This window comes from Pseudomonas imperatae, assembly GCF_057128625.1.
The window spans coordinates 23,089-44,494 of record NZ_JBSKHP010000019.1 but is presented as its reverse complement, the minus strand read 5'-3'; the positions used below and the strand labels follow the sequence as shown (position 1 = coordinate 44,494).

Here is a 21,406-nt window from a genome sequence, read left to right as displayed (position 1 = left end):
GCGCGGCGCCCTTTATTGCAAAGGGCGCCATGGGCGATCAGATATAGATGAACAGCAGCACGAACAGCGCCACCACTGCCCATTTCTCGGCGTAGTAACGGGCACGGTTGCGCTTTTTCAGTGCCTTGCCGCGCTCGCGGACCTTGTAGATGCGGCTGAACAGGCGGTTGATGCCGCCGGTCTTGTCACCTTCGCTGTTTGGGGCCGCTGCGGCCGCCATCACGTTGAAGCTGAACCAGCGGTTGAACGCCGTGGCCCAGCGGTATTTCAGCGGCCGCTCGACGTCGCAGAACAGGATGATGCGGTTCTGCTCGGTCTTGTTTTCCGCGTAGTGGATGTAGGTCTCGTCAAACATCACCGGCTCGCCGTCGCGCCAGTAGTAGTTCTCGCCGTCCACGTTGATGTAGCAGGCCGGGTCGTTGGGGGTGTCCAGGCCCAGGTGGTAGCGGTACGAGCCAGCGTAGGGGTCGCGGTGGCGTACCAGGCGCGAGCCAGGCGGCAGGGCAGCGAACATGGCGGCCTTGACCGAGCCAATGCCGGCCAGCAGTTCGGTGGTGCGCGGGCACAGCTCGCTGGCCGAAGGGTGGCTCTCGCCGTACCACTTCAAGTAGAAGCGTTTCCAGCCAGTCTTGAAGAACGAGTTGAAACCCACGTCGTCGTGGCCGGCGGAGCGCTTGATCTCGCCCATTTCCATCAGCCGCACGCCTTCTTCGCGAATTTCTTCCCAGTGTTGCTGCAGTGGCGCAAGGTCGGGGAAGTCACGGGTATCCAGGTACGGGCGTGCCGGCAACTTGGAGAACAGGTAGAGGAACGCATTGACCGGGGCCAGGAAACTGGAATGGTCGCTCAGTTGCCGCGTGAACTTGTGCCGCACGCGCCCGCGAAAGTGCACGAAGGCGATGGAGCAAACGAATAAAGCGAGAATGATAAATTTCATGACTGATCGTTTTAAGTGGGACCGATACCAGGGATCTGGCCACATTAATGTAGGAGAAGTGGAATTCAACGCGTGGAAGTCGCCGCCCAGTATAACCGAACCTTATGTCGGGGGAAGTAGTGGGCGAAAGTCTGGGATGCAATTTCACCTGACTGTGATCCAGGTCAGGGTTACCCTGGCCTGGCGAGAGGATCAAGTTCGCTGTTGTCCATGATGAAATCTTCATTTTCCCGGGCTGACGCTAATATTCGATCGATGCCGAAGGCAAGCCTGGCCGGCCACGCCCAAGGCTACGACACTGCGTGGCAGGCCAACCAGCCCATCCACAGCGCCCCGTAGCAGCTGCCGCAGGCGGCGTCCGGCCGCAGCGCGGTGGGCCTGAAAATACGCGGCGCCTGCGGACGCGGCCTTCGGCCGCTGCTACGGGCGTAATGCCAGGGGTGGGCGGCTAGCGGCGTGCCAGGCGCTCGTGGTCCAGCACGCTCTGGGTGGTGGCTTCGTAGTGGGCGCGCAGCAGCTCGCAGGCGCGGCCCACATCCTTGCTCAGGCAGGCATGCAGCAGCTGCCGGTGCTCACCGGGGATGTCGCGTTTGGCCGCGTCAGGGTAGTGCACCGCCAGCAGGCGGTAGCGCGCGGTCTGGTCGCGCAGGGTGGTGGCGAAGCGTTGCAGCCAGGCCGAGCGGCAGCCGGCAATCAGCGCGCTGTGAAAGGCGTTGTGCGCCTCTTCCCATTCCGGGCGCATGGCGCGCTCGGGGCCTTCCACCAGTTCCAGCCGGTCCAGCCGGTGGTGGGCGGCGATCAGCTGGGTTTCCCATTCCACATCGCCCTGCAGAATCGACTCGGCCAGGGCCTTGGTCTCGATGTGCAGCCGCGCGTTGGTGATGTCGCGGATCTCTTCGGCAGAGATCTGCCCCACGCGAAAACCCTTCTGGTCTTCCACGGTGATGAAACCAATCGCCGCCAGCCGCGACAGCGCCTCGCGCAGCGGGATGACACCGGCGTCATAGGACTCGGCCAGTTCCTTGAGCCGCAGCTTGCTGCCCGGCGCCAGCCGGCCGTTGATGATGTCCTGGCGCACGCGCACTTCGAGCTGCGAGGCCATGGTGCGCTTGTCGCCGTTGTCAGCAGCCGGGGGCCAGGGGAGGGGAAGGTTCACGGTGCGCCAGTTCCTGTGTGGGTCGCCTGAGCCGACAGCATACCCCATCGCCCATAAAATATATATTCCTGCGCGTGAATGTATATCTGTTGCTTGTCGAAGCGTGCGTTTGGTCGACTTTGGTCTTATAAAATATAAATTATCGTTGACCGTATATTTTTTCAGGCCTACCTTGGCCCCATCGGCAGGCGCCCGAAGGTCGGGCCGCCGACCCACAACAAGAGGTGTTTTTCCATGCGCTACGTTCATTTCATGTATCAAGGCCAGGCCACCCTGGGTGTGCGCACCGAAGCAGGCGTGCGGGTGCTGGGCCATGAACCCCTGGAGGCCCTGCTCAAGCGCGGCGTGGACCTTTCCACCTACGGCGCCGAAGCGGCTGGCCCGGTAGTGGAGGTGGGTGAACACGACTACCTGCCGCTGCTGCGCGAACCCGGCAAGATCGTCTGCGTGGGCCTGAACTACGCCGACCACACCAAGGAATCGCCCTACGCCCAGCCCGACTACCCAACCCTGTTCCCGCGCTTCAATTCCAGCCTGATCGGCCACAACCAGCCGCTGGTACGGCCTAAGGTGTCCGACACCCTGGACTACGAAGGCGAGATGGCTGTGGTGCTGAAAAGCGGTGGCCGCCACATCGCCAAGGCCGACGCGCTCAAGCACGTGGCCGGCTACGCGCTGTTCAACGAAGGCTCGGTGCGCGAGTACCAGTTCAAGTCGCCGCAGTGGACCGTGGGCAAGAATTTCGATGACACCGGCGCCTTCGGCCCCGACCTGGTCACCGCCGACGAACTGCCCGAAGGCGGCAAGGGCCTGCTGCTGCAGACCAAGGTCAACGGCAAGGTGGTGCAGTCGGTGAACACCAGCGACATGCTCTTCGACGTCGCCACCATCATTTCCACCCTCAGCCAGGCCGTGACCCTGGGCGCCGGCGACGTGATCGTCAGCGGCACCCCGGCCGGCGTCGGCTTCGGCATGAACCCCAAGGTGTACCTGAAGGCGGGTGACGTGGTGGAGGTGTCCATCGAAGGCATCGGCAGCCTGGTCAACCCGGTGGTCGACGAGGCCTGAACCCAGGCCCCGGCCCAGCTACAGCGGCGCGGCCCACACCCAGGGCCGCGCCACGAAAAACAACAATAAACGGAGGCGATCATGACCCGCGAAACCCGTGGCGTGCATTCGATCGATCACTACGCGCTGTATGTGCCGTCCTTACCCCAGGCACAGCATTTCTTCGAAAACTTCGGCCTTGACGTGCAGGCCAGCGACGGCCAGTTGCTGCTGCGCGCCGGCGATGGCCGCACCTGGGCACGCATCCTGCCAGGGCCGGCCAAGGCCCTGGCCTGGCTGAGCTTCAACTGCCATGAGCACGACTACCTGGCCCTGCGCCGCCAGGTCGAGGCCGCCGGCGCCACCTTCGAGGACGGCGACGGCGTGGGCTGCTGGTTCCGCGACCCCCATGGCAACCTGCTGCAGATCAAGGTGGGCGACAAGACCATGCCCAACTGCAAGGCCACGGCCCTGCACACCAGCGCCTACGGCCGCGTGCGCGGCGTGGGCACCCGTGACCAGCTGCCGCGCATCACCCCGGCGCGGCTGTCCCACGTGCTGCTGTTTTCCCCCGATGTGCTGGCCTCCATCGACTTCTATGAGCAGGCCCTGGGCCTGCGGCTGTCGGACAAGTCCCAGGACATCATTGCCTTCATGCACGCCACCCACGGCTGCGACCACCACCTGGTGGCCTTCGCCAAGAGCAGCGCCAAGGGCTGGCACCACGCCGCCTGGGAAGTGGGCAGCATCGACCAGGTGGGCGTCGGCGCCGCGCAGATGGCCAGCGCCGGCTACCACGACGGCTGGGGCACCGGCCGCCACGCCCTGGGCTCGAATTACTTCCACTACGTGCGCGACCCCTGGGGCTCGTTCTGCGAGTACTCGGCCGACATGGACTTCATCGCCGAAGGCGTGACCTGGCCGAGCGGCGACTTCCACCCGGAAAACTCCCTGTACCTGTGGGGGCCGGACGTGCCCGAACACTTCATCTTCAACACCGAAGCAGGAGCTGGCCAATGACCCAGACTGTTGATGTGGCCATTGTCGGCTACGGCCCGGTGGGCCAGACCCTGGCGATCCTGCTGGGCAATATGGGCTACAACGTGGCCGTGTATGACCGCTGGACCTCGCTGTACCCGCTGCCGCGCGCGGTGTTCCACGACCACGAGATCCGCCGGGTATTTCGCCTGATGGGGCTGGAGCAGGACCTGCAACCCATCTCCCAGCCGTCGGCGTGCTACCAGTGGTTCAACGCCGACTGGCAGACCCTGGTGGAGATCGACTGGTCGGCCGAGTCGATCAGCGACGGGCCGTTCGGCTACCTGTTCAACCAGCCGGCGCTGGAAGCGGTGCTCGACGCTCGCGCCAAGGCCCTGCCCAACGTGCAGGTGCACCAGGGCTGGGAGGCGGTGGGGCTGCGCCAGTTCGACGGCGGCTGCGAGCTGTCGATGCAGCGCGCGGCGCGTGCCGAACACCCCGAGGCGACCTGCCAGGTGCGGGCCCGTTACGTGATCGGTGCCGACGGCGCCAACAGCTTCGTGCGCCGCGAGCAGGGCATTGCCTGGCATGACCTGGGCTTCGAGGAAGACTGGCTGGTGGTGGACCTGCAGCCCAACCCCGGGGTCACCCTGGACGTGCCGGACATCGGCCAGTGGTGCAACCCCGCGCGGCCCACCACCATGGTGCCGGGCGGCCCGGGCTACCGGCGCTGGGAGTTCATGCGCCTGCCCCACGAAAGCCTTGAGGACCTGCAGGACACCGCCAAGGTCTGGGAGTTGCTGGCACCCTGGGTGAACCCGGGTACCGCGACCCTGGTGCGCCATGCGGTGTACCAGTTCCGCTCGCGCATCGCCGAGAAATGGCGCAACGGCCGGGTGCTGCTGGCCGGCGACGCCGCGCACCTGATGCCGCCGTTCATGGGGCAGGGCATGTGCTCGGGCATTCGTGACGCGTGGAACCTGTCGTGGCGCCTGGACCTGGTGCTGCGCGGCGCCTGCGACGAGCGCCTGCTGGACAGCTACACCCCCGAGCGCAAGCCGCAGATTCGCGCGGTGATCGACGCCTCGGTGGCCATGGGCAAGGTGGTGTGCGTGTCCGACCCCCAGGCCGCCGCCGAGCGTGACCGGGCTTTCCTGGCCGGCGAAGTGCCGCCGCTGGCGCCGTTCCCGGGCCTCACCGGTGGCCTGATCCACAAGGCCGCCGACGGCAGCCCGCTGGGCCTGGCCGGCAGCCTGGGGGTGCATGGCAGCATCGAGGTGGACGGCGTGGTGGCGCGCTATGACGAGCTGTTCGGCCGTGGTTTCCACCTGGTGGTGATTGGCGACCGCGACCCGCTGGCGCTGATCAATCGTGAACAGCGCGACGCCCTGGCGGCCCTCGGCTTGCGGGTGATTCGCCTGGCGCCGCAAGGGCAGGGCGGTTACGTCGACCACAGCGGCAAGTACCACCGCTTCATGCAGGAAAACGGGGTGACGGCGATGCTGGTGCGCCCGGACTTCTACCTGTTCGGCGCGGTGGCGCAGGTGGCCGAGGTGCCAGCGTTGCTGGCAGACCTGCTGGCGCAGCTGCACCTGGGCGTACGCACCCCCGAAGCAGCCCTGTAGCAGCGACATCCTGTGGGAGCTGCTACGGGCGGTCGCGCATGAAGAAGCCGGCCACGTACTTGCGGAAGGTGTCCAGGCTCTTGAAATCGGCCAGGCGCTTGAAGGTCTCGCTGCTGGGCTCTGGGCCCAGCGGCTGTTTCATCAGCGACACCGACAGCACCCGGTCCAGGTCCGAGGTCAGCACCAGCTCATCCATCACGTCGCCGCCGATCACCGGCCGGCGCATGATGACCTGCACACCCTTGCCGGCCATCCAGTCAATCAGCCCCACCAGCAGCTTCAACGGCTCGCGCTCTTCCTCGCGCAGCACCGGGAACAGCTGCGCCCGCGACAGCACCGGCACCGTGGCCACGTGGATCATCTCGTAATACTGGCTGCCCGCCGTGGTGGGCGAGTACAGCGCCAGGGCCAGCAACGGCCCGCTGGTGCGTTCGCCGCCCCACAGCCAATGGTGGCCCTGGAAATCGAAGCCATTGTCGCTACGACCGTTGAACACCCTGCGCGTGCGCACCTCGTTGACGCAGTCCAGCAGCAGCCCGTAGCGGCGCTGGCTACCGAACGCCGAGGAGTCCTTGAGGCGCGCCTTGAGCATCATCATGTGCTTCATGTCGATGCGCGTTTCCAGGTAGTTGCTGGCCGGCACCCGCTCCACCAGCGGGTAGCGCGCCGCCACCCCGCGCAGGTCGGCGAACTGCTGGGTCAAATCCTTCTTCAGGTGGGTGGCGTAGACGTTGAGGCCCGAGGCCTCGATCAGCGTCACCAGCAGCGACAGCAGGCGGTGCTGCTCCTTGCGGGTGCTGGCGCCGTTCGCCGTGCCGGCGTTTTCGGCGCTGCCGGCGGGGCGGAACTCGCCGATCAGCCGCAGCGGCACGTCCGGTGCCAGCCAGGCCGCTGGCGGCTCGTCGCGCTCGGCGCTGGTGCCTGGCTCGCGGTCATCCTTGATGAACGGGCACTCGGGATGATGCTCCGGGGTGCCGGGGTTGTTCTTCAGGAACAGCGTGCCGGTGCTGCTGTTGAGGGTCACGTTCATCACCGGCATCGCGTCCTGGCGGCAGTCGCAGGCCAGCCATTGGCCCTGGCCGCGCACCTTCATCAGCCACTGGTTGGCCTGCAACAGGCGGTGCCCGTCGAGGCTGGCCTGCACGAAACCTTCTACCAGCACCTGCTCGGCGGGGGTGAGGGTGCGCACCAGTGCGCCGTTTTTTTCAATGATTCGCATAACGGGTCAGGCAGGTCCCTGGCCAAACATGGCCGCTGCACGTTGATGGATTTGCTCGGGCGTCAGGTCTTCCTTGTGGGTGGCCACGAACCAGACATTGCCGAACGGATCGCGCAGTGTACCTGAGCGGTCGCCATAGAACTGATCCTTCACCTCATACACCTGGGTAGCGCCTGCGGCCAAGGCCTGGGCGAACACCGCGTCGGCGTCCTCGACGTACAGGTGCAGGCCCACCGGCGCCTTGTGTTCGCCGGCAATCGGCCCCAGCGGACCCTGGTCGCAGGTGTCGGCCAGCATCAGCGCGCAGTCGCCGATGCGCAGCTCGGCATGGCCCACGCGGCCGCCGGGGGCCTCCAGGCGGAACACCTCGGTGGCGCCGAAGGCCTTTTGATAGAACGCGATGGCCTTGGCCGCGCCGTCCAGGGCGAGGTAGGCGGTGATGCTGTGTTGTCCATCGGGGATTGCTTTGACGGCCATTTCCTTCCTCCTGTGCCGGCCCATGGCGCGGCAGTGAATGAGCAGGAACAACCTCTTCAGTGTAGAGCAGCCCCGGGGATGGCTAGCATTAGCTGCAAAATAATCATATTAGGTTATGTCTAAAATGAATTTCACAAATGACTTCCAGATGGCTAGCTTATAAGCATTGGTTTCTACAGAGCCTTTCCATATAACCGCTGCCCAGGAGATTGCCTTGCGCACATTCGTCAAACTGGCCGCCGCCGCGCTGGCCGCGTCCATCAGCCTGGGCGCCTCGGCCCTGACCCTGACCGTGGGTGACCAGAGCTACAATACCCGCGCCGTGATGGACGCCGCCGGCGTGCTCAACGACCTGCCTTATACCCTGGAGTGGAAGCAGTTCACCGCCGGTTCGCCGGTGGCCGAAGCGTTGAACGCCGGCAGCCTGGACCTGGGCCTGCTGGGCGACGCGCCGCCGCTGTTCCTCGGCGCCCTGGGCGCGCCCATCAAGGTGATTGCGGTGACCCAGCAGAGCCTCGACGGCGTGGCCATCGTGGTCGGCAAAAATTCGCCCATCAAGACCATCGCCGACATCCGCGGCAAGCGCGTGGCCATCTGGAAGGGCTCGTGGAGCCAGCAGTTGCTGTTCAGCGCCCTGGACAAGGCCGGCGTGCCGCGTGACGCCGTCGACATCCGCTACCTCAGCGCCCTCGATGCTTCCCATGCGCTGGACGGCGGCAGCGTCGACGTCATCGCCACCTGGGAACCCTACGTCACCCAGCAGGAGCGTGCCGGTGGCCGCGTGATCGCAACCGCCCAGGGGTTGATCCCGGCCCAGAGCTTCGTGGTCGCCAACGAGCATTCCCGCGAAGAAAAACGCGCCGCCATCAACGACTTCCTGCAACGCCTGAAAAAGGCCCGGGAATGGAGCGTCAGCGACCCCGCCCACAACGAGGCCTACGCCGACGCCTGGGCCGAGCGCACCCGCGCCGACAAGGACATCGCCCGCGCCTGGTTCGGCCGCGCCAAGACCGACGTCGGACCGGTGAGCGCGCAGAACATCGCCGCTGCCCAGCAGACCATCGACTTCTTCAGCGGCCTGGGGCTGATCAAGTCCTACCCGGCCGCCAGCCTGTTCGACACCTCCTTCAACGCTGCCGTGCAGCCACCCGCCACGGCCCAGGCCGCGCCATAACCCTGCAAGGAACGTCGCCATGAGCACCCGCACCCTGAAACTCGGCGCCCTGACCATGGGCGTCGGTGGCCCCGGCCGCCACAACTTGTGGCTGGACCCCGAGCTGCCGGCCGACGCCAGCGTCAACATCGACTGGTACATCGACATCGCCCGCCAGGCGGAAGCCGCGCTGTTCGACCTGATTTTCATCGTCGATAGCCAGTTCATCACCCCCGGCTCGCCGCCCCATTACCTCAACCGCCTGGAGCCGCTGACGCTGCTGTCGGCACTGGCCGTGACCACCCGCCATATCGGCCTGGTGGGCACCTTGACCACCTCGTACAACGAGCCGTTCAACGTGGCCCGGCGCCTGGCCTCGCTGGACTTGATCAGCAAGGGCCGCGCCGGCTGGAACGTGGTCACCAGCGGCGACGCCGGCACGGCCGGCAACTATGGCCGTGACGAGCACTACGACTACGACACCCGCTACAGCCGCGCCAAGGAGCACGTGCAGGTGGTGCAGGGCCTGTGGCAAAGCTGGGAAGACGACGCCTTCGTGCGCGACCGCAGCACCGGCCGCTATTTCGACCCGGCCAAGCTGCACGCGCTGAACCACAAGGGCGAGCATTTTGCCGTGGTGGGGCCGCTCAACCTGCAGCGTTCGCCCCAGGGCCAGCCGGTGATTTTCCAGGCCGGCGACTCGGAGCAGGGCAGGGAGCTGGGCGCGGCCATTGCCGACGTGGTGTTCACCCACGCGCCCAGCCTGGAACAAGGCCAGGCGTTTTACCGCGAGATCAAGGAACGCGCCGTGCGCCAAGGCCGCGACCCCGAGCAGGTGCTGGTGCTGCCGGGTGCCGAGGTGTTCGTCGGCGACACTGACGAGCAGGCGCGGGCCCTGGAGCGCCACTACCACGAGAGCGACCACAGTTTCGAGCAGGCGCTGCTGGAGTTCGGCCGCTCGTTTGGCTGGCATGACTTCAGCCAGTACGACCTCGACGCGCCGTTCCCGGCCCAGGCCCTGGAGTTTGCCCGCAGCAGCTTCTTCACCGTGGCCAAGCGCATCACCGACAACGCCGTGGCCGCCAACCTCACCCTGCGCCAGGCGGTGCAGGCCTCGCGCCAACTGCGCCCCGGCGCTTTCGTGGGCAGCGCCGAGACCGTTGCGGCGACAATGGCCGAATGGTTCGAGGCGCGGGCGGTGGATGGCTTCAATATCTACATCGGCCATCCCGGCCAGTTCCGCCGCTTTACCCAGGAGGTGGTGCCATTGCTGCAGGAACGCGGGGTGTACCGGCGCGCATACCCCGGCACCACCCTGCGCGAGAACCTGGGCCTGACCATCCCCCGCAACCCCCGCTAATTCCCCGCCAATCTTGTAGCCGCTGCCGCAGGCTGCGCTGGGCCTGAGCCACACTGGAGATCTCCAGCGACGATCAGGGCCAGCGCAGCCTGTCGGCAGCGGCTACGTGGATGGCGTATGGGGCATCAACAGCGGCATCAATCCTCCTGGCACCCCCGGCAAACGGCGTTACTATGGGAAATGTCACCGCCCCAGGAGGACTCCCATGGCCCAGCCCCTCACCGTCAGCGACACCGAATGGCACGCCCGCTGCGAGCTTGCCGCGCTGTACCGCATGATCGCCCACTTCCGCATGACCGACCTGATCGACACGCACTTGACGTTGCGCGTGCCAGGCCCCGAGCATCATTTCCTGATCAACCGCTACGGCGTGCTGTTCGACCGTATGCGCGCCAGCGACCTGGTGCTCATCGACCAGCACGGCAAGGCCGTGGACCCGGCCTGCGCGCAGGTGCCGGTGAACGCCGCAGGCTTCGTCATCCATTCGGCTATTCACATGGCGCGGCCGGACCTGGCCTGCGTGATCCACACCCACACCGCCGCCGGCATCGCCGTGTCGGCCCAGGAGCAGGGCCTGCTGCCCATCAGCCAGCACGCGCTGAAGTTCTACGGCAAGCTGGCCTACCACACCTACGAAGGCATTGCCCTGTCCCTGGACGAGCGCGAGCGGCTGATCGCCGACCTGGGCCCGCACCGCGCCATGATTTTGCGCAACCATGGCCTGCTGGCCGGTGGTGGCAGCGTCGCCGAGGCGTTCCACGAAATTCACTTCCTGGAGCGCGCTTGCCAGGCGCAGGTGCAGGCCTTGGCGGGCGGCAGCAAGCTGATCTACCCGGCGCCGGAGGTGTGCGCACACACGGCGAAACAATTCGAAAGCGACGGCGTCGAGCAGATCATCGACATGGCATGGGCGGCGGCGTTGACCCTGATCGAAGACCAGCGCGCGTCCTACTGCTCCTGACAATTCAGGTCACACTTTGCCAGCGGTCTGGAGGGGACGGTTCACGTAGGCTTGCGGTTCTTTGCACATAAGAACAAAGGTAAGCACTTGTGAGAATCTTCCCCTTGATCGCCGGGCTGCTGGCTGGCCTGGCGTTGCCTGCCAGCGCCGCCGACCTGATCGGCTTCTGGGACACCGCCCCCCGCCATGGCGGCAACAGCTTCAACCGCCTGCCGCCCACCCCCGAGTATTACCAGGCCCTGAGCGGCTATGGCGCCGGCTGGGTGCGGCTGTCGTGGGACAAATGGCAGACCGCCCAGCGCGATTTCCTGCTGGGCAGCGCCGACCATTACGACGGCCTGGTTGAAAATGACCTGCGCACCCTTATCATCAGCCTCGACCGTGCCCACGCGGCGGGCCTCAAGGTGGTGATCACGCCGCTGTCCCTGCCAGGCATGCGCTGGTCGCAGAACAACGGCGACCGTTTCGACGACCGCCTGTGGCAGGACAAGGCCTGGTGGGCGCAAAGCGCCGCCTACTGGCGCGACCTGGCCGCCGCCCTCAAGGACCACCCGGCGGTAGCCGGCTACAACCTGATCAACGAGCCGGCCCCGGAAAAACGCGGCGGCCTGCTGGAGCACGCCGGCGCCCCTGCCATGCACGCCTGGTACGCCAAGGCCCAAGGCACCGCCCGGGACCTGCCGGCGTTCTATGAACAGTTGGTGGCCGCCGTGCGCGAGGTCGACCCGCACACGCCGATCATGCTCGACGCCGGCTGGTACGCCGCCGCCGACAGCTTCGAGTACTGGCCCAAGGCCCTGAACGACAGCCGGCTGCTGTACAGCGTGCACATGTACGAGCCCTACGAGGCCACCAGCGCGCCGAACATCAAGCGCGCCACGCCCTATGCCTATCCTGGCCCAGCGCCGTTCGCCGGCCAGTCCCTGACCTGGAACGCCCAGCGCGTCGCCAGCTACCTGCAGCGCCCGCTGGCCTGGGCCGAGCGGGCAGGGGTGCCGCGCCAGCGCCTGGTGGTGGGCGAGTTCGGCTGCATGCGCCAGCTGCCCGGCTGCCGCCAGTACCTGGAGGACGTGCTCACGGTGCTCGACCGCCAGCAGGTGCACTGGGCCTTCTACAGCTTCCGCGAGGACAGCTGGGACGGCATGGACTACGAGCTGGGCAGCGCCAAGGTACCGTGGCGCTACTGGCAGGCCATCGACAAGGGCGAACCCGACCCGCTGCCACGCCAGCCCACCGCGGAATTCGAGCCGATCCTGCGGCGGCTTGCCGCACCTTCGGCCTCCTAGGTGGCAAAGGCGCCAAGACACGCTTGCCGCAGGCCATCTGGCGCCGTATCTTTGTCGCCTGATCAACGAATTGAATCCTTGCGATCATCTGTAGAGGGCATCATGAGCGGCGCTGGCATAAACTGGGACACCCTGGGTTTCGACTACATCAAGACTGATCTGCGCTTCCTGGCCACCTGGCGCGACGGCGCCTGGCAGGAAGGCACCCTGACCGAAGACAACGTCCTGCACATTGCCGAAGGTTCGACCGCCATTCACTACGGCCAGCAGTGCTTCGAGGGCCTCAAGGCCTACCGCTGCAAGGACGGCTCGATCAACCTGTTCCGCCCGGACCAGAACGCCGCCCGCATGCAGCGCAGCTGCTCGCGCCTGCTGATGCCGCACGTGCCTACCGACATGTTCATCGAGGCCTGCAAGCAGGTCGTGCGTGCCAACGAGAAGTTCATCCCGCCGTACGGTTCGGGCGGCGCCCTGTACCTGCGTCCGTTCGTCATCGGCGTGGGTGACAACATCGGCGTGCGCACCGCCCCCGAGTTCATCTTCTCGGTGTTCGCCGTGCCGGTAGGTGCCTACTTCAAGGGCGGCCTGAAGCCGCACAACTTCTCCATCTCCACCTACGACCGCGCCGCCCCACAAGGCACCGGCGCCGCCAAGGTGGGTGGCAACTACGCCGCCAGCCTGTTGCCGGGTGCCGATGCCAAGAAGCACAACTTCGCCGACTGCATCTACCTGGACCCGCTGACCCACTCGAAAATCGAGGAAGTCGGTTCGGCCAACTTCTTCGCCATCACCGAGCACAACGAGTTCGTCACGCCCAAGTCGCCGTCGGTACTGCCAGGCATCACCCGCCTGTCGCTGATGGAACTGGCTGAAACCCGCCTGGGCCTGAAAGTGGTGGAAGGCGACGTGTTCGTCGACCAGCTGGCCCAGTTCAAGGAAGCCGGCGCCTGCGGTACCGCCGCGGTCATCTCGCCGATCGGCGGCATCCAGTACAACGACAAGCTGCACGTGTTCCACAGCCTGGAAAGCGTGGGCCCGGTGACCGTCAAGCTCTACAACGAGCTGACCGGCATCCAGCACGGCGACGTTGAAGCCCCAGCGGGCTGGATCGTCAAGGCCTGATGTAAACCCGTAGCAGCGGCCCCAGGCCGCGTCCGGGGCCAACTTTGCGCTGGCGCCGGACGCGGCCTGGCGGCCGCTGCTACGGGGTTATGCTGTCACCCGGCCGGTGACGAAATGGCCGGGGTCGTTGTAGCCCGGCGTCGACGGATGCCCCGGCGTGACCAGGCTGTCGATGAACGCTTCATCTTCCGCCGTGATCTTCACCTCCAGCGCGCCGCTGTAGGTATCCCACTGCGCCTCGGTGCGCGGCCCGACGATGGCCGAGCTGACCAGCTGGTTGTTCAGCACCCAGGCAATCGCAAACTCGACAATCCCCACGCCCTTGGCGGCCGTGTATTCCTGAATGGTGCGGGCAATGTGCAGCGACTCGTCGCGCCATTCGGTCTCCAGGATGCGTTTGTCCTGGCGCGCGGCGCGGCTGCCGGCCTCGGGCGCCTTGCCTGGCGTGTATTTGCCACTGAGCACGCCACGGGCCAGGGGGCTGAACGGCACCACGCCCAGGCCGTGGTAAGCCGCGGCGGTGAGCTGCTCGGTTTCCACCTGGCGGTTGACGATGTTGTACAGCGGCTGGCTGGCTACCGGTTTGTCCACGCCCAGGCGCTGGGCCACGTTGACGATCTCGGCCAGGCGCCAGCCACGGAAGTTGGACACGCCCCAGTGGCGGATCTTGCCCTGGCGCAGCAGGTCGCCGATGGCGCTGACGGTCACCTCCAACGGCGTGTTCAGGTCATCGCGGTGCAGGTAGTAGAGGTCGATGTAGTCGGTGCCCAGGCGGGTCAGGCTGGCTTCCACGCCGTTGAAGATATGCTTGCGGCTCAGGCCGCTGCGGTTCGGCACGCCATCGGCCGGGCCGAAGCCGACCTTGGTGGCCAGCACCCAATCGTGACGGTTGCGGGCAATCGCCTCGCCGACGATCTCCTCGCTGCGGCCGTTGTTGTAGACGTCGGCGCTGTCGATGAAATTGATGCCCTGGTCCCAGGCTTTGTCGATGATATGCAGGGCGTCCTCGGTGGCCGTCTGCTCGCCGAACATCATGGTGCCCAGGGTCAGGGCGGAGACTCTCAGGCCACTGTGGCCCAGTGCGCGGTAAATCATCGGTGGCATCCCTTTGCGATGGTGTGAGGGCAAAGGTACTGCATGGGGGGAGGGTGCGCACCTGAAACCTGTGTTAGTGGCCACTGCTACAGACATTCCGCGATCTGTAGCAGCTGCCGCAGGCGGCGTCCGGGTTCGCTGCGGTCGGTGCATTGGACGCGGCCTGTGGCGGACGGCCGCCCCGCCGCTGCTACAGAAACCGCGTTGCCTGCATCGCGACCAAGGTCGGCTCCTACAGCGTGCGTGGTAGGAGCCGGCCTTGGCCGCGATGCAAACGACGCGATCGGCGGGTTGCGCGCGTGCCTGTAGGCAGCTGCCGCAGGCGGCGTCCGGGCTCGCTGCGGTTGGTGCCTTGGACGCGGCCTGCGGCCGCTGCTACAGGATTCTCACCGCTTGCCCGCCACCTTCCACGCCACCGCGCTCCCCACCACGATCAACCCCGCCAGCGCATACAGCGCCGCGTCGGTCGAACCGGTCTGGTCCTTGATGAAGCCGACGATGTAGGGGCTGAGGAACCCGGCCATCTGGCCCACGGAGTTGATGATCGCCAGGCCACCGGCGGCCACGCCGGCGCTGAGGAAGGCGGTGGGCAGCGGCCAGAACATCGGCAGGCCGGTGAGGGCGCCCATGGTGGCCAGGCTCAGGCCGACGATGGCGATGGCCGGGGTGGCGGCGAAGTTCACGGCGATGACCAGGCCGATGGCGCCCATCAGCATCGGCACCACCAAATGCCAGCGGCGCTCGTTGCGCAGGTCGGCCGAGCGGCCCACCAGCAGCATGAAGATACCCGCCAGCAGGTACGGAATGGCGCTCAGCCAGCCAATCACCAGGGCGTCGCTGAAGCCCAGGTTCTTGATGATCGACGGCAGCCAGAAGTTGATGGCATACACGCCGCTCTGGATGCAGAAGTAGATGAAACCCAGCACCCAGATCAACGGCGTGGCGAACACCGCGCCCAGCGACTCACGCTGCTGCGCCGGCTTGCTGCGGGCGTCCTCGGCGAGGTCGGCTTCCACCACCGCGCGCTGCTGGGGCGTGAGCCAGGTGGCCTTGGCGAAGCTGTCGCTGAGCAGGAAATAGGCCATGGCGCCCAGCACCATGGTCGGGATGCCCTGGATCAGGAACATCCACTGCCAGGCGGCCAGGCCCTGCTGGCCGACGGCGAAGTGGTTGAGAATCCAGCCCGAGAACGGGCTGCCCAGCAGGCCCGACACCGGGATGGCCGACATGAACAGCGCCATGATCCGCCCGCGGCGCGCGTCCGGGAACCACTGCGAGAGGTACAGCACGATGCCGGGGAAGAACCCGGCCTCGGCGGCGCCGGTGAACAGGCGCAGCACGTAGAACTCCATTGGCGTGGTGACGAACAGCAGGCAGGTCGACAGGCCGCCCCAGGCCAGCATCATCAGCGCGATCCAGCGCCGCGGGCCGAAGCGGGTGAGGGCCAGGTTGCTCGGCAGGCCGCACAGCACGTAGCCGATGAAGAATATGCCGGCGCCAAGGCCGTAGATGGTTTCGCTGAACTTTAGCGCATCGAGCATCTGCAACTTGGCGAAGCCGACGTTGACCCGGTCCAGGTAGTTGAACAGGTAGCAGATGAAGATGAAGGGGATCAGCCGCAGGGTGATGCGCCGGTACACAGCGTCCCTGACGCCTGGGGTGCCTTGGTCAAGGGCGATGGTTGTAGACATGGGGTTTCTCTCTGTTTTTATGTTATTTGCGGCTATCGTGAGCCACCCTTGAGTGTCGGCGAGGCGCGTGGCAGTGTCTTTGTGCGTTTGCACAGCGCCGCGCCGCCCGGGCTGTGCGACTCTACAGATGTGAACAGGACTTTTTTCCCTATGTTCGAACTTGATCATGACCTGGCGCAAGACATTGTCGACCGCGCGATGGCCATTCTGCCGTGCAACGTCAACGTCATGGACAGCCAGGGGCTGATTTTGGGCAGCGGCGAGCCCGAGCGCATCAACACCCGCCACGAGGGCGCGCAACTGGTGTTGGCCAACGGCCGCGTGGTGGAGCTGGACGCCCAGGCGGCGCAGTGCCTCAAGGGCGTGCAGCCGGGGGTGAACCTGCCGCTGCTGCTGGACGGCCGGCTGATCGGCGTGCTGGGCCTGACCGGCGACCCGGCGCAGCTGCGCACCTTCGGCGAGCTGGTGCGCATGACCGCCGAAATGCTCCTGGGCCAGCGCCGCCTGCAGGTGGAACAGCACTGGCGCCGCCAGCGCTGCGACGACCTGCTGGCCTTGCTGCTGGGCGGCACGGGCGAGTCGCCGCGGCTGCTGGACGAGGCCCGGCAGATGGGCCTCAAGCCGCAGCTGCCGCGCACGCCCTGCCTGTTCGAGCTCAAGGCGGCGCAAAGCACCGAGGCGCTGGCGGCGTGGCTGCAGAGCCGCTACCCGGACAGCTGGTGCGTAAGCCCCGCGGCCGGCTCGCTGCTGTGGTGCCGCCCGGCCAGCGTCAGCCTGGATGAGGCGCGGCTGCTGGACAAGCTCGAGGCCCAGGGCTGGCCGGTGCAGCGCCTGGCGCTGGGCGAGCCGGCCGACGACCTCGCCGGCCTGCGCCGTGGCTACCGCTGGGTGCGCGACCTGCTGGCCTACGGCCGCGACATCGTGCCCCAGCGCCGCAGCCTGCCGCTGGCGCGCTACCGCCTGCCGGCGATGCTGTGGCGCCACCGCAGCGACGACAGCCTGGACGAATGGCTGGGGCCGTTGCACAAGGTCATGGCCAAGGACGCCAGCGGCCAGCTGCTGGCGACCCTGCGCGCCTGGTGCGAGCACGACGGCCAGAGCCAGGCCTGCGCCGACGCCCTGGGCATCCACCGCAACAGCCTGCGCTACCGCATGGAGCGCATCGCCGAGCTGAGCGGCATCGACCCCAACCGCCTGGAAGGCATGCTCACCCTGTACCTGGGGGTGCAGCTGTTGCCCGGCGATTTGTCCATTTGAACAACAACGGTCGCCTGCGCTTGTGCAGCAGCCCGGCGCAGACGCCTCGGGCAACTGGCAGCATGGGCCTTACAAGAAAACCGGAGTAGCCGTCATGAAAATCGTCATCGCCCCCGACTCGTTCAAGGACAGCCTCAGCGCTGCCGGCGTCGCCGCCGCCATCGCCGAAGGCCTGGCCCAGGCCTTGCCCCAGGCCGAACTGGTGCAGTGCCCCATGGCCGATGGCGGCGAGGGCACCATGGAGGCGATCCTGGCGGCGTGCGCCGGCGAGTTGCGCAGCCTCACCGTCGAAGGTCCGCTGGGCAGCCCGGTGCAGGCCCGCTGGGGCTGGCTGGCCGACAGCGCCACGGCCATCATCGAAATGGCCGAGGCCAGCGGCCTGCAGTTGGTGCCGGTGGACCAGCGCGACGCCTGCACCAGTAGCACCTACGGCACCGGCCAGCTGATTGGCGCGGCGCTGGACGCCGGCGCCCGGCGGGTGATCCTGGCCATCGGCGGCAGCGCCACCAACGACGCCGGCACCGGCATGCTGCGCGCCCTGGGCCTGCAGCTGTTCGGCGCCGACGAGCAACCGCTGGCCAAGGGCGGCCTGGCCCTGGCACAGTTGGCGCGGCTGTCGTTGCACGGCCTGGACCCGCGCCTGGCCCAGGTGCGCTTCGAGGTGGCTGCCGACGTCGACAACCCCCTGTGCGGCCCCCATGGTGCCTCGCACATCTTTGGCCCGCAGAAGGGCGCCAGCCCCGCGCAGGTGCTGCAACTGGACGCCGCCCTGGGCCACTTCGCCGAGCACAGCGCGGCAGTGCTGGGCCAGGACCTGCGCGAATCCCCGGGCGCGGGTGCAGCCGGCGGCATGGGCTTCGCCGCCAAGGCGTACCTGGGCGCTACCTTCCGCCCGGGCGTGGAAGTGGTGGCCGAATTGACCGGCCTTGAGCAGGCGGTGATCGGCGCCGACCTGGTGATCACCGGGGAAGGGCGCTTCGACGCCCAGACCCTGCGCGGCAAGACCCCCTTCGGCGTCGCCCGCGTGGCGGCGGCGCACCAGGTGCCGGTGCTGGTGATCGCCGGCACCCTGGGCGAGGGCTACGAGCAGATGTATGCCCACGGCGTCACCGCCGCCTTCGCCGTCACCAGCGGCCCCATGACCCTGGACCAGGCCTGCCGCCACGCCGCGCTGCTGCTGCGCGACCGCGCGCGGGATATCGCGCAGGTGTGGGCGCTGGGGCGCGCCTGACCCGTAGCAGCGGCCACAGGCCGCGTCACCGGCGCCGCAAGAAACCTTCGCACACCGCACCCGTAGCAGCGGCCGCCAGGCCGCGTCCCAGACACCCCGCAGGCCAATTTATTAGACTTTGGTGCGATGCAATGTCGCACCAATGTATGACATCGTATGAGCGTTGATACCGCTGCACCCCTTGCGTCATCTCTCGGTCAGCCCCTGCGCTGACATCGTTCCGATAAAAACATCAGGTCGTCGCGGCGCCCCCGTGGGCGTGGTCGCGGGCCATCATCATTCTGGAGAAAACGCACTATGAGCACTGCACGTGCTTCCACCACGCGGCGCCTGCTGCCGAGCCTGCTCGGCGTGGTGATGCTGTTGATGGGCCTGGCCCTGCTGGCGGGCGGCGTCAAGCTGGCCAGCCTGGGCGGGTCGTTGTATTACCTGTTGAGCGGCATCGGCATCGCCTTCACGGGCCTGTTGCTGCTGGCCGGCCGCCGCGCCGCCTTGCCGCTGTACGCGCTGGTGCTGTTCGCCAGCACCCTGTGGTCGTTGTGGGAAGTGGGCCTGGACTGGTGGCAACTGGTGCCGCGCCTGGCCCTGTGGTTCGTGCTGGGCCTGGTGCTGTTGCTGCCCTGGTTCCGCCGCCAGCTGCTGCAAGGTGCGCCGTATGCCTTGGGCAATGGCAGCTTGACCGTGGCCGTGGTGCTGGCCGGCGCTGCCGCCGTGGCCAGCCAGTTCACCAGCCCCGGCGAGATCAAGGGCGAGTTGAACCGCGAAACCGCCGGCACCACCAGCGCCGCCCCGGCCATGCCCGACGGCGACTGGCAGGCCTATGGCCGCACCGCGTTTGGCGACCGCTATTCGCCGCTGGCGCAGATCACCCCGGCCAACGTCGCCAAGCTGCAGCCGGCCTGGAGCTACCGCACCGGTGACATTCCCGGCCCGAACGACCCGGGCGAGACCACCGCGGAGAACACCCCGCTGAAGGTCAACGGCATGCTCTACGTGTGCACCCCGCACAGCAAGGTCATTGCCCTGGACCCCGACACCGGCAAGGAAATCTGGCGCTACGACCCGCAGATCAGCACCCAGAACGCTGCCAACTTCAAGGGCTGGGCGCACATGACCTGCCGTGGCGTGTCGTACCACGATGACGCCGCCTATGCTGCCAGCGAGCAAAGCCCGGCCGCCGCGCCGAACGCCTGCCCGCGCCGGCTGTTCCTGCCCACCGCCGACACCCGCCTGATCGCCCTGAACGCCGACACCGGCAAGGTCTGCGAAGGCTTCGGCGACAAGGGCCAGGTCGACCTGCGCGCCAACATCGGCAGCTTCACCGCCGGTGGCTACTACTCCACCTCGCCACCCGCGGTCACCAAGGACCTGGTGGTGATCGGCGGCCACGTCACCGACAACGTCTCCACCGACGAGCCGTCGGGCGTGGTGCGTGCCTATGACGTGCACGACGGCCACCTGGTGTGGAACTGGGACAGCGGCAACCCCGACGACACCACGCCCATCGCCCCGGGCAAGACCTACACGCGCAACTCGCCGAACATGTGGTCGCTGATCAGCGTCGACGAAAAGCTGGGCCTGATGTACCTGCCCATGGGCAACCAGATGCCTGACCAGTGGGGTGGCAACCGCAGCGCGGCCGCGGAGAAATACAGCGCCGGCGTCACCGCGCTGGACATCGCCACCGGCCACGTGCGCTGGACCTACCAGTTCACCCACCACGACCTGTGGGACATGGACGTGGGCGGCCAGCCGAGCCTGATGGACATCAAGACCGCCGATGGCCTCAAGCCTGCGGTGATCGCCTCCACCAAGCAGGGCAGCGTCTACGTGCTGGACCGCACCAACGGCCAGCCCATCGTGCCCATCGACGAGCTGCCGGTACCGGGCGGCACCGTGCCGGATGACCACGCCGCGCCGACCCAGCCCAAGTCGCAGCTCAACTTCATGCCGCCGGTGATGACCGAGCGTGACATGTGGGGCGTGACGCCGTTCGACCAGATGCTGTGCCGCATCGACTTCAAGAAGCTGCGCTACGACGGCCCGTTCACGCCGCCGTCGCTGCAGGGCTCGCTGGTGTACCCGGGCAACTTCGGCGTGTTCGACTGGGGCGGCGTGTCGGTGGACCCCGAGCGCCAGATCATGTTCGTCAACCCCAACTACATGGCCTTCGTCGACAAGCTGGTGCCGGCCGCGGACGTGGCCGCCATGCCCGCGCGCAAGAGCGAGACCGAGGGCATCCAGGCCAACAAGGGCGCGCCCTATGGCGTGATCATGAACGCCTTCCTGTCGCCCATGGGCCTGCCGTGCCAGGCACCCGCCTGGGGCTACGTGGCAGCGGTGGACATGACCACCCACCAGGTGATCTGGAAACACAAGAACGGCACCGTGCGTGACAATTCGCCAGTGCCGCTGCCGCTGACCATGGGCGTGCCCGCGCTGGGCGGCACCTTCATGACCAAGGGCGGCGTGGCGTTCCTGAGCGCCACCCTGGACCAGTACCTGCGCGCCTATGACGTGCGCAACGGCCGGCAACTGTGGGAAGCGCGCCTGCCCGCCGGCGCCCAGACCACGCCCATGACCTACACCGGCAAGGACGGCCGCCAGTACGTGCTGGTGGTCGCCGGCGGCCATGGCTCGCTGGGCACCAAACAGGGTGACTACGTGATGGCGTACGCGCTGCCGAAGTAACCCACCATCCCGTAGCAACAACTGTCCTGTGGGAGCTGGCTTGCCAGCGAGCTGTTGAGGCCCGAAAAGCTCGCTGGCAAGCCAGCTCCCACACAGCAAAGTTGCTGCTACGGGGTTTGT

At 67.0% G+C, this 21,406-nt stretch carries 17 protein-coding genes; 11 read left to right on the top strand and 6 right to left on the bottom strand.

Features of this window, described 5'->3' with window-relative positions:
- Window positions 1-37: 37 nt before the first annotated feature.
- Entirely contained in the window at window positions 38-937 is a 900-nt protein-coding gene (gene lpxO, locus ACWKWX_RS22310; RefSeq protein ID WP_483828948.1) for a lipid A hydroxylase LpxO, read from the bottom strand.
- Between the two features lie 448 nt (window positions 938-1,385).
- The gene (locus ACWKWX_RS22305; protein WP_416424535.1) at window positions 1,386-2,093 is read right to left on the bottom strand and encodes a GntR family transcriptional regulator; all 708 of its coding nucleotides are present in this window, start codon (window positions 2,091-2,093) and stop codon (window positions 1,386-1,388) included.
- A gap of 234 nt (window positions 2,094-2,327) precedes the next feature.
- On the opposite strand from ACWKWX_RS22305, the gene ACWKWX_RS22300 reads away from it, so the two are divergent.
- The 3 genes from ACWKWX_RS22300 (at window position 2,328) to mhpA (ending at window position 5,743) form a co-directional block, all read left to right on the top strand.
- On the top strand, window positions 2,328-3,161 hold the full coding sequence (locus ACWKWX_RS22300; RefSeq protein ID WP_473002371.1) for a fumarylacetoacetate hydrolase family protein: 834 nt from the start codon (window positions 2,328-2,330) through the stop codon (window positions 3,159-3,161).
- A gap of 81 nt (window positions 3,162-3,242) precedes the next feature.
- The gene (locus tag ACWKWX_RS22295) at window positions 3,243-4,160 is read left to right on the top strand and encodes a VOC family protein (RefSeq protein WP_473002370.1); all 918 of its coding nucleotides are present in this window, start codon (window positions 3,243-3,245) and stop codon (window positions 4,158-4,160) included.
- Window positions 4,157-5,743, top strand: a complete 1,587-nt coding sequence (mhpA, locus tag ACWKWX_RS22290; RefSeq protein WP_483828947.1) for a bifunctional 3-(3-hydroxy-phenyl)propionate/3-hydroxycinnamic acid hydroxylase MhpA — start codon at window positions 4,157-4,159, stop codon at window positions 5,741-5,743. The genes ACWKWX_RS22295 and mhpA overlap by 4 nt, the downstream gene beginning before the upstream one ends.
- A gap of 22 nt (window positions 5,744-5,765) precedes the next feature.
- Here the strand turns inward: mhpA and ACWKWX_RS22285 are convergent, their stop codons facing one another.
- Window positions 5,766-6,962 carry a hypothetical protein gene (locus ACWKWX_RS22285; protein WP_483828946.1) on the bottom strand — a complete coding sequence of 399 codons (1,197 nt, stop codon included), beginning with the start codon at window positions 6,960-6,962 and terminating at the stop codon, window positions 5,766-5,768.
- Between the two features lie 6 nt (window positions 6,963-6,968).
- Window positions 6,969-7,439, bottom strand: coding sequence for a VOC family protein (locus ACWKWX_RS22280; protein WP_416424530.1), 471 nt, complete (start codon window positions 7,437-7,439; stop codon window positions 6,969-6,971).
- Window positions 7,440-7,653: 214 nt separating this feature from the next.
- Here ACWKWX_RS22280 and ACWKWX_RS22275 point away from each other — a divergent pair, with 214 nt between their 5' ends.
- The 5 genes from ACWKWX_RS22275 to ACWKWX_RS22255 all read left to right on the top strand — a co-directional run bounded on the left by ACWKWX_RS22275 (window position 7,654) and on the right by ACWKWX_RS22255 (window position 13,321).
- Complete coding sequence (locus tag ACWKWX_RS22275; protein ID WP_483828945.1) at window positions 7,654-8,613, top strand: ABC transporter substrate-binding protein; 960 nt, start codon at window positions 7,654-7,656, stop codon at window positions 8,611-8,613.
- A 19-nt stretch (window positions 8,614-8,632) separates the two neighbouring features.
- Window positions 8,633-9,952 (top strand): LLM class flavin-dependent oxidoreductase, encoded by a 1,320-nt coding sequence (locus tag ACWKWX_RS22270; protein ID WP_483828944.1) that lies wholly within the window; start codon window positions 8,633-8,635, stop codon window positions 9,950-9,952.
- A gap of 205 nt (window positions 9,953-10,157) precedes the next feature.
- A complete protein-coding gene (locus ACWKWX_RS22265) occupies window positions 10,158-10,913 on the top strand; it encodes a class II aldolase/adducin family protein (protein ID WP_416424527.1) in 756 nt (251 codons plus the stop codon).
- 158 nt (window positions 10,914-11,071) lie between these two features.
- Window positions 11,072-12,199: a glycoside hydrolase family 5 protein gene (locus tag ACWKWX_RS22260; RefSeq protein WP_416427397.1), complete on the top strand. Its 1,128-nt coding sequence runs from the start codon at window positions 11,072-11,074 to the stop codon at window positions 12,197-12,199.
- A 102-nt stretch (window positions 12,200-12,301) separates the two neighbouring features.
- Entirely contained in the window at window positions 12,302-13,321 is a 1,020-nt protein-coding gene (locus ACWKWX_RS22255) for a branched-chain amino acid aminotransferase (protein WP_416424526.1), read from the top strand.
- Window positions 13,322-13,408: 87 nt separating this feature from the next.
- Here the strand turns inward: ACWKWX_RS22255 and ACWKWX_RS22250 are convergent, their stop codons facing one another.
- Both ACWKWX_RS22250 and ACWKWX_RS22245 read right to left on the bottom strand, forming a co-directional pair.
- Window positions 13,409-14,416 (bottom strand): aldo/keto reductase, encoded by a 1,008-nt coding sequence (locus tag ACWKWX_RS22250; RefSeq protein ID WP_483828943.1) that lies wholly within the window; start codon window positions 14,414-14,416, stop codon window positions 13,409-13,411.
- A 386-nt stretch (window positions 14,417-14,802) separates the two neighbouring features.
- Window positions 14,803-16,107 (bottom strand): MFS transporter, encoded by a 1,305-nt coding sequence (locus ACWKWX_RS22245; RefSeq protein ID WP_416424524.1) that lies wholly within the window; start codon window positions 16,105-16,107, stop codon window positions 14,803-14,805.
- A 150-nt stretch (window positions 16,108-16,257) separates the two neighbouring features.
- On the opposite strand from ACWKWX_RS22245, the gene ACWKWX_RS22240 reads away from it, so the two are divergent.
- The 3 genes from ACWKWX_RS22240 to ACWKWX_RS22230 all read left to right on the top strand — a co-directional run bounded on the left by ACWKWX_RS22240 (window position 16,258) and on the right by ACWKWX_RS22230 (window position 21,286).
- The gene (locus tag ACWKWX_RS22240) at window positions 16,258-17,364 is read left to right on the top strand and encodes a sugar diacid recognition domain-containing protein (protein WP_483828942.1); all 1,107 of its coding nucleotides are present in this window, start codon (window positions 16,258-16,260) and stop codon (window positions 17,362-17,364) included.
- 94 nt (window positions 17,365-17,458) lie between these two features.
- The gene (locus ACWKWX_RS22235; protein ID WP_483828941.1) at window positions 17,459-18,595 is read left to right on the top strand and encodes a glycerate kinase; all 1,137 of its coding nucleotides are present in this window, start codon (window positions 17,459-17,461) and stop codon (window positions 18,593-18,595) included.
- A gap of 297 nt (window positions 18,596-18,892) precedes the next feature.
- Window positions 18,893-21,286 (top strand): glucose/quinate/shikimate family membrane-bound PQQ-dependent dehydrogenase, encoded by a 2,394-nt coding sequence (locus ACWKWX_RS22230; RefSeq protein ID WP_483828940.1) that lies wholly within the window; start codon window positions 18,893-18,895, stop codon window positions 21,284-21,286.
- Window positions 21,287-21,406: the final 120 nt, after the last annotated feature.